Raw genomic sequence first — 1,614 nt, 5'->3', positions numbered from 1 at the left:
GGGCTTCCGGTGGGTGCCACCGGATGCACCAGACGACGGTGATCGGAGGGGGAGGGATCACCGTCGTCCAGTCGACCACCGCGCGAGGCGGCAGCCGGACCTAGGCGCGCTTGCGGCGAGACGCTCCGACCGCGACGAGGGCACCGCCGGCGACGAGCGCCGCGGCGCCGCCTCCGAGGACCCACGGCGAGACGCTTCCGCCGGTGAGGGCGAGTTCGAATCCGTCGCCCGTGAGCGGCATCTCCGCGCCTGCCGGTGCGACCCCAGGATCGTGGTCGCACGTCGAAGCGGCATCATGACCGTGTGCGACCGTGATCGTCGCGGTGTATGAGCGCGAGCCGGCGAAGGAGACGGCGTAGGAGCCCTCTCCATCAGAAGGCGGGCGGAAGGTGAGCGTCAGGCTGCCGTCGGTCGCGGCGGTGTTGCCCGAGACTGCGGCATTCCCGGCGTTGAGGCCGGACACCGAGACGCTCACGTTCTCGGACGGCAGGAAGTACCCCGGTCCGAACACGATGGTCGAGACTTCGCAGATGTCGATGACCGGGTCGCCGACCTTGACGCCGGGAGGCGTCGTGTACGAGTCGGAAGACGCGGCCGGAACAGTCGTTGGCGCAGCGGATGCGACGGCGGGCGCCATCAATACGAGCGCGCCGGCGGTAAGGCTGATGGCAGCCAGTTTCTTCAGCATGATTTCTCCCCAGAATTTCACGCGGAATCGCATCCGGATACACCCCTGCATCCGACTGCGTGGAGTCGTCTTGCCCCCACGGCAAGATTGCAGACTCCAGATATTCCCCAGTGGCTCAACGGTACCCTATCGAGCGCGGAATGTCACGTTGCGCAGTTCAGCGGTTTCCGTGCGGTGTCCGGAGCCTCGATGAGCGGTGTGTGCCGCACTTCCGTGAACCGCGCTCCGGCGCCCGTGCCCTCGAACTCGACCGTGATCGTCGTCGATTCGCCGGGGGCGAGGGAGACCTCGTGCTGCACCACGGAACGATCGCCGAGCATGGCCGTCTGCACGCCTTCCTCTTCGCCGTCGCGGTCGACATGGGCGGGCGTCGCGCCCTCGGGTCCGTACACCGCGATCAGCGTGCGCACCGTGCCGGCGGGGACGCCGTAGAACCCGTCGGCCGTGACATAGGCGGGCAGCGAGGTCGCGGCGTCCGCCGGGGCCGTATTCGTCCACGTGGCGCGCACCTGCGTGGTCGGAGCGCCCTGACACGTGCCGACCGACGTCGTGATGGATGCACGGGTGTAGTAGTCCATCTTCCCGCCGGTGGTGTCGTTCATCAGCACGCCCACGTAGGTCGCGTCGTCGCTGTCCGTGGGGATCGTTCCGCCCAGTTCGGAGGCAGCGAGCACGGCCTGCTCCTCCGGGTGTGCGCTCCAGATGCGGATACGACTCTCGTCCGCCGATGTGGCCAGTGCCCCGATGAGCGCCCGGGGGTCGCCGCCGGACAGTGCGGCGCTGAACAGGCCTCCCGCCGCCTGCGCGAAGATCGCGTCCTGCGTGGCGGGATCGGGGACGGCCGCATAGATCTGGGACAGCAGGATGTCCGTCACGGTGTCCGCTGTGGCCGTGAAGGGTCCGAAAGCGAGGTCTCCGGTCGCCTT

The 1,614-nt window shown here is 68.6% G+C and carries 1 protein-coding gene and 1 pseudogene; both read right to left on the bottom strand.

Annotated elements, in window-relative coordinates; genetic code table 11:
* Positions 1 to 100 precede the first annotated feature (100 nt).
* Complete coding sequence (locus ACNPM4_RS04925; protein ID WP_448984890.1) at positions 101 to 688, bottom strand: hypothetical protein; 588 nt, start codon at positions 686 to 688, stop codon at positions 101 to 103.
* Between the two features lie 143 nt (positions 689 to 831).
* Positions 832 to 1,614: pseudogene (locus ACNPM4_RS04920) on the bottom strand (DUF4012 domain-containing protein); the annotation flags it as partial.

The organism is Microbacterium umsixpiens (assembly GCF_053543675.1).
Note: the sequence above shows the minus strand (reverse complement) of the source record. Positions and strands in the feature narration are given on the sequence as shown.